General features: G+C 67.5%; 6 protein-coding genes. All 6 read left to right on the top strand.

Annotation, left to right across the window (positions count from 1 at the left end; genetic code table 11):
- Positions 1–175 precede the first annotated feature (175 nt).
- The 6 genes from CcI156_RS14265 to CcI156_RS14240 are packed head-to-tail and all read left to right on the top strand — an operon-like array spanning position 176 to position 7,001.
- Entirely contained in the window at positions 176–643 is a 468-nt protein-coding gene (locus CcI156_RS14265; protein WP_349256634.1) for a polyprenyl synthetase family protein, read from the top strand.
- 4 nt (positions 644–647) lie between these two features.
- Entirely contained in the window at positions 648–1,778 is a 1,131-nt protein-coding gene (locus CcI156_RS14260; protein ID WP_076806179.1) for a Rieske 2Fe-2S domain-containing protein, read from the top strand.
- Positions 1,775–2,845, top strand: coding sequence for an aromatic ring-hydroxylating dioxygenase subunit alpha (locus tag CcI156_RS14255; RefSeq protein WP_011437083.1), 1,071 nt, complete (start codon positions 1,775–1,777; stop codon positions 2,843–2,845). Before CcI156_RS14260 ends, CcI156_RS14255 begins: the two co-directional genes overlap by 4 nt.
- Positions 2,833–3,891 carry an aromatic ring-hydroxylating dioxygenase subunit alpha gene (locus CcI156_RS14250; RefSeq protein WP_076806176.1) on the top strand — a complete coding sequence of 353 codons (1,059 nt, stop codon included), beginning with the start codon at positions 2,833–2,835 and terminating at the stop codon, positions 3,889–3,891. The genes CcI156_RS14255 and CcI156_RS14250 overlap by 13 nt, the downstream gene beginning before the upstream one ends.
- Positions 3,884–6,499: a PEP/pyruvate-binding domain-containing protein gene (locus CcI156_RS14245; RefSeq protein WP_076806174.1), complete on the top strand. Its 2,616-nt coding sequence runs from the start codon at positions 3,884–3,886 to the stop codon at positions 6,497–6,499. Before CcI156_RS14250 ends, CcI156_RS14245 begins: the two co-directional genes overlap by 8 nt.
- Entirely contained in the window at positions 6,453–7,001 is a 549-nt protein-coding gene (locus CcI156_RS14240; protein WP_076806172.1) for a hypothetical protein, read from the top strand. The genes CcI156_RS14245 and CcI156_RS14240 overlap by 47 nt, the downstream gene beginning before the upstream one ends.
- The last annotated feature ends 14 nt before the right edge of the window (positions 7,002–7,015 follow it).

Below are 7,015 nucleotides of genomic sequence, written 5' to 3'. Positions count from 1 at the left end.
TCCGGTGTGGGCACACCACGGATCTAACGGGCCGCAACCCCACGCCACGCAGCGACAGGGCCATCACTCACCCAATCCGTCTGACAACCCGCCAGCCCCGGCAGACCGTCACCGACAGCCACAACAAACCCATGATCGTCACGCCGCGCGAACCGGCTGAAGGTTTACGCGCGTCATACAGATCCTGCTTCACATGATGGGCGTCAACGGCGCGGTCGCCGGCCAGGTCGTGGACATCGAGTCCGAGGGCCGCGACGATATCAACCTGGCGACCCTCGAGTTCATCCACACTCATAAGACCGGCGCCATGATCGTGGCTTCGGTCGTCTCCGGTGCAGTCCTCGCGGGCGCCGACGAATCCGCCATCACCCTGCTCTCCAGCTATGGGGAGAAGATCGGGCTGGCGTTCCAGATCATCGATGACATCCTGGATGTCACGTCGACCTCCGAGCACCTCGGGAAAACCGCCCGCAAGGACATCAAGATGCGGAAGGCGACCTTTCCGCAGCTCCTTGGCCTCGACGCCTCCCGAAAACGCGCGGCCGAACTGATCGACGCGGCAAGAGCGGACCTCGCCCCGCTCGGTGACGACGCGACCCCGCTCCTTGCCCTCGCTGAATACGTCTATTCGCGATCGAGATGAGCCGATGCCTGAGATACACATCAAGAACCAGAAGCCGCGGCTCGAGCCGCCAGCGGACCCCGTCCCGAAGGAGCTGGCAGCAAGCTGGTACGTCGCGCTGGCCTCCGGCGAGCTGCGCGGGCAGCCGAAGGCGTTCCAGCTGTTCGGGCGAGACGTGGTCGCCTGGCGCGAAGCGAGCGGGCGACCGGCAGTCGCGGGCCGGTACTGCCCGCACCAGGGCGCCAGCCTGGCACTGGGGGCCGTGGTCGACGGCTGCCTCCGCTGCCCCTTTCACGGCTGGCGGTTCGACAGCTCCGGCGCGTGCRTCGAGGTTCCCCGCTCCCAGCGCATTCCCACGACGGCGCGACTCGACTCATACCMGACCATCGAGCGCTTTGGTTACATCTGGGTGTGGTACGGGACCCGCACACCACTTTTCGAGCTTCCCGGCTTCCCGGCTCTTGAGGAGGAACAGGAACACTATCTGGGGTTCCGCTACACCGACTGGACCGCCGGTCACCCCCGCCAGCTCCTTGAGAACGCGTTCGACTACTTCCATTTTCAGACCCTCCACAGCCTGCCCCTGGACCGTGCGGAGTTCCGGGTCCTCTCCGATCCCGAGYAGGCCGCGGACAACGGTCCCCCGATCGACAGGGAGGCCTATCTCGGGGGCTGGATGGAAGGTGTCGTGACCCCGGGGCATCCCCTTCGTCGGCCTCGGCACTGGCTGGTCGCGGCCGGCGCCACCTTCTTCACGGGGGACGCGTTCCAGCTCCTGATCGACGGGTGGCCCGGTGGCCAGCGCTACACCGGCTATGTCGGCGGCAGGGAGATCTTCAAGTACCTGATGGGAATCACCCCGACCGCGAACGGCTCGACCATCCAGCATGCCTGGACCGGCGTCCGCCGCAGCGACCGGCGCTGGCGAACCTGGCTGAACGTGGCGATGCTCATCGGGCAGAGCAGGGCCGGGACTCTCCAGGACATGCCGATCTACGACTACACTCAGGCGCACGTCGGCACGGCCAGGATGTTCTACGACACCAACCTGATCAGGTTTCGCCGGTACTACAGGTCATGGGTGGACCGGGTGGCAGAAGGCCAGGGGGAGCCGCAGCCGGCCATGGCCCGCATCCCGGGAGCCGGCGCGTCATGACCGGAAGCATCGTGACCGGAGATCTCGTGACCGCGGAAACCGAGCCGCCGCAGCCAGGCCTGGCCGCGGGCTGGTACATCGCGCTTCCCTCCGAGGAGCTGGGAAAGCGCCGTGGCCAGCCTCTCACCCTGTTCGGCCGTGAGCTGGTCGCCTGGCGCGACGGCACGGGGCGACCTGTGATCATGCGGCGGCACTGCCCGCATCTCGGCGCCAGTCTCGCCTTCGGCAAGGTCGTGGACGGAACGCTCCGCTGCCCTTTCCATCACTGGCATTTCGACGCGGCGGGCGCGTGCACACACGTGCCGGGGACGGACCGGCTTCCCCGCCGTGTGGCGCGGCGGTCCTATCCGACCGACGAGCGCTACGGCTATGTCTGGGTCTGGTACGGGAACCCGGAGCCGAGTTACCCGGTGCCCGCCGTGCCCGCGCTGGCGGAGGGCCGCGAGGCCTACCTCGGCTACCAGTTCTCGCACGTGACCACCGCCTCGCCTCGACGAGTCCTGGAAAATGCTTTCGACTGCGCTCATTTCGGCACGCTGCACCGGGTCCGGTCAGGCGGTGGCCTGAAGATAAACATTCTCACGGAACCGTCAGCAACGGCCGAAAACGGTCCGCCGATCGGCGGTGATGCCTCGATCGCCGCGGCGATGGAGACAGATATCCTCGATCTGCCGCCGACGGTCCGGGCGCTGGGTATTCGGGCGCGGAAGTTCACTCTCCTGATCGACGGATGGCCCGGCGGCCAGCGCCTGACCTTCCTCCTGGACGGCCATGTTCTCGCCAAGGAGTTGCTTGGCATCACTCCCACGTCCGACGGCCGCACCGTCCTTCAGGGCTGGTCGCTCATCCGCCGGACGGGCAACCGGGCGCTCGACCACCTGATTCGCCTCGCCTATCGGGCCCAGCACGAGTGGGGAACCAGGGAGGACCTCAGGATCTACCGGCACGCGAGCGACGTCGACGGCACCGTGCCGGTCACGGCCGACCACGGTGTCCTGAAGTTTCGGAAGCATTACCAGCGCTGGGTTGATGCAGCCCTTCCGGACGATCGCGCGTGCATGTCGTGAGCGCCCCACGACAGCTGACGGAGCCCACCGCCCGGGAAGCCCTCAACCTCGCCGCCGGCTGGTACGTCGCCATGCCGTCACGGCAGCTCGGGTCGCGCCCTCGGGCGCTCACGCTGTTCGGGCGCCCCCTCGTCGCCTGGCGGGACGCCCGCGGCGCTGCGTCGCTGATGCGACGGCACTGTCCGCACATGGGCGCCAGCCTGGCGGACGGCAGGATTGTCGACGGCCTGCTGCAGTGCCCTTTCCACGGCTGGCGTTTCGAYGCCCTGGGCACCTGTCAATCGATCCCCGGCCAGGCCAGGATCCCCGCGGCCGCCTCGCGGCCGGCCTACCCGACGGTCGAACGATACGGATACCTGTGGGCCTGGTACGGAGGTCCCCACCCCCTGTATCCGCTCCCGGAACTGCCCGCCGCCTTCGACAGGCTGGGCTGGCATCGCGGCTTCCGCCTCGCCGACAGGACCAGGGCAACGGCCCGCAGAATCCTGGAGAACACCTACGACCCCGATCACCTGGTGGACCTCCACGGGCTTGAGATCGCGGGCCCGATGACCCTCCGGCTGCTCGACAGCCCGGTGGACACGGCGACCAACGGGCCGCCCATCGTGGCCGACGCCTGGTTCGGTGCCGAGCTGACCTGGCCCCGGTACATCGGGAGGACGGGTGYCATCGCCCACGCGGTCGGCGTCAATGCCGACAGCTTCCTGCTCCGCGTGGACGGATGGCCAGCGGGYCAGCGCGTCTCCTACTACTCGGACGGCGTCCTGCGGTACCAGCTCCTGCTCGCCGTCAGTCCGGTCGGGCCCAACGAAACCATTCAACATATCGCCGTCGCGGTCACGCCCGCCGCACGCGCCTGGAAGAACATAACAAAATACCTGGTTGACAGGCTTGAGGTCACCTTTGCGTCGAACCAGGATCTACCGGTGTTCGACAGCATACGAGCGGGAGACAGGCACGGAATCTATCTTGAGAGCGAGTACGGCCTGCGGGCCTTCCGCAAATACTATCAGTCCTGGGTGGACCGGGTGAGCGTCGATGCGTGACGTACGCCCGCTGCGGGAGTTGCGTTCCGGCGACCGGGACACGGTCGGCGCCAAGGCCGCCAATCTCGGCGAGCTCATATCCGCCGGCTTTCCGGTTCCCGACGGTTTCTGCCTGCCCCAGGCGGTGTATCACCGCACGGTCGGGGACAAGGTCTGCCCACTGCTTGCGCAGCTCGACGCGGCTCTTACCGAGGACGCGACAGATGACCAGATCCGACCGATCTCGGCGGCCATGCGGGCCACGGTCGAGGYCACGGACGTTCCCGCCGGGCTCGCTGCGGATGTCGCGCAGGCCCTTGCGGCATGGCGTATCGCTGACGTCCGGGTGTCGGTCCGTTCCTCAGCGACGTGGGAGGACACCGACGCGACGAGCTTCGCCGGCCAGTATCGCAGCGAACTGGGGGTCCCGCCGGCGGCCGTGCTCGATTCCGTACGGCGTTGTTGGGGCTCGCTGTGGGAGCTTCCGGCCATCCGCTATCGGCAACGGCATGGAATTCCGCACGGTGCGGTCGGCATGTCCGTGATCGTCCAGCTGATGGCCGAGGCCGAGGCCGCCGGCGTGCTCTTCACCGTCGACCCGCGGGACGCCGCCGCCGACCGTCTGGTGATCGAGGCCACCTGGGGCTTCGGTGAGGCGCTGGTGAGTGGGAAAGTCGATCCCGACCGTTTTGACGTCGACCGGTCCGGCGCCACGCTGCGCCACGCGCACGTCGCCGACAAACGGCAGATGGTCGCGTATCCGTCGCACAGCGGTGCGGGCGGGGTCGATTTCGTCGACGTTCCGGACCAGCGACGGCGGGCACCTTCGCTCACGGCGGAGCAGGTTGCCGAGCTGGCCAGCCTCGGCCGCGCGATCGAAACCCATTTCGGTGCCCCTCAGGACGTCGAATGGGCCGTTTCCGGAACGACTCTCACGATTCTGCAGGCCCGTCCCATCAGGCTGCCGGCCGCCGATGAGCCACCGCCGCCCGCGGCCGACTGGACAAGTCCGATCGAGGGCGCCTGGTGGGCGCGGATAAGCATCTGTGATTCGTGGCTGCCCGAACCGCTCTCGCCGCTTTTCGCGTCGACTCTTTTCCCGTGCCTGGTCCGGCACTGGCAGCGGAACTGGGCCGGACCGGACTCCGCCCAACGCAACAACCGGCTGCTGCCCACACCGATGACGGGCGTCATCAACGGCTTCGCCTACCTGCGCTTCGACTATCACCTGAACCGGTATCCCCGACACGCCGCAGCCATGGTGCTTCGATTCTTCCGGTTCCATCTCGGCCCGCTGCGCAGGCAGTGGCAGCGGGGCATCCTGCCGCGCCACTCCGAACGCATCGAGGCGGCCAACCGTCGGGACCTCACCCGCCTGGACAACAACGAGCTGCTCGGGCTGATCGACGGGGTGCAAGAACTCAGCGGACGCTACTGGGGGATCATCGGCGGTCTGGCCTGGTACTGGAACGTATCGGAATGGCTCCTGGCAACCGTCTATCCCTGGGTCGCCAGGGCTGGTACGGGCGCGGGACTTCCGATCGGCCCCGGACCCCTGCTGCAGGGCTACCCGAGCCGCACTCTCGACGTCGAACTGGAGCTCGCGGAGCTCGCGCGCCATGACGCCGACGGGGCCGAGTACACGGCCGAGTTCGAGCGGTTCATCGGCCGGCAGGGCCACCAAGTGTACAGCCTCGACTTCGCCAGCCCGACCCCCGCCGAGGACCCCGAAGTCTTCAGGGCAACCATCGAAGCGTACCGGAGCGGAACGCGTCAGCAACCGCAGGAACGAATCGACGCGCTGGCCGCGCAACGGGAGGACCKGCTACGGACGATAAGAAAGGCCCTCCGGTTCGCGCCGGTGAGACGCGGCGTCCTCCACCTGCTTCTGCGGTGGAACCTCCGTCAGGGCCGGCTCCGGGACGAGGTTCTTTTTCACTTCACCCGTGGCTGGCCGGTGCTGCGCCGGGCGTACCTCGAACTCGGTCGCCGGCTGGTGGCGGCAGGCGTCCTGACTGAGCCCGACGATGTCTTCTACCTCACCGGTGACCAGGTGAAACGGCAGCTTGCCGCGCTTGACACCGGCGTGGCCGGCGACGACCTCACCAGCGTCGTCCACGAGCGGCGCCGGCTCCGCGAACAACAACGCCTGCTCAGCCCGCCGATACAGGTCCCGCAGGACGCCCGGATCTTCCTCGGCAGGAGGGACGTCACCGCCCTGGCAGTTTTCGGCCCCCGTCCGAGAGGGGCCGAGGATGACGGGCTGCGAGGCTCTCCCGTCAGCCCCGGTCGAGCCACAGCACCGGCCCGCAGAATAAGTTCCACCGACGACTTCGGCCGGCTACGGCCCGGCGAGATCCTAGTCGCCCCTCATCTCACGCCAGCCTGGTCGCCACTGCTTYCCATCGCGGCTGGTGTGGTAACAGATACCGGCGGCGCGCTGTCGCATGGCTCGATCGTCGCGCGTGAGTACGGAGTTCCCGCGGTTATGGGAGTTCACGGCGCGACCCACATTATCCAGGATGGCCAGGTCGTTACGGTTGACGGCGATCGGGGTCTCGTACTCCTGCAAGGAGTTGAACGTGGCGGCAGACTCTMCGCTCAGCAGCTGGACGCCTCCCCTCGATAACTCGGTCACCCTCCGGGCAGCCTATGAACGGATGCCGGGCTACGAGGCCGACGCGATCCCAAGATATGTTCGGCTGCTGGAGAACCCCGCGAGCCCGATCGCTCTGGCCGGAGCCGTCGACCTGTTCGGCCACGACTGCATCCACATCCTGTTGGGCCGGGGGATGCGTCCGCGAGACGAAGCCTTCGTCATCGGGGTAACCATGGGTGCCAGCGGCGAACTCAGATCCTGGCAGTACCACGCCTACCTMTTCTGCAGCCGGTATCTGTTCCGCGGGCCCTACCGCTTCGGTCCGTTCGAACGGACAATCTTCCAGCTCGGTGTCAGATTTGCGCAGGCTACCGGAATCCGTCCGCTGCACTGCGTCGGCTGGCGACAGCAGCTAGACCGAACGCTCGGCGACCTCCGATCGGACCTGCGGATCGACCTGCGGAACCTGACGACGGTATGGGAGATGGAGCAGCTGATGGCCGATTCCGCGGCCCTGCCCTTCGCCACGTAGCCGGGCCGGCGTGT

This window comes from Frankia sp. CcI156 (assembly GCF_001983015.1).
Lineage (GTDB): Bacteria > Actinomycetota > Actinomycetes > Frankiales > Frankiaceae > Frankia > Frankia casuarinae.
Note: the sequence above shows the minus strand (reverse complement) of the source record. Positions and strands in the feature narration are given on the sequence as shown.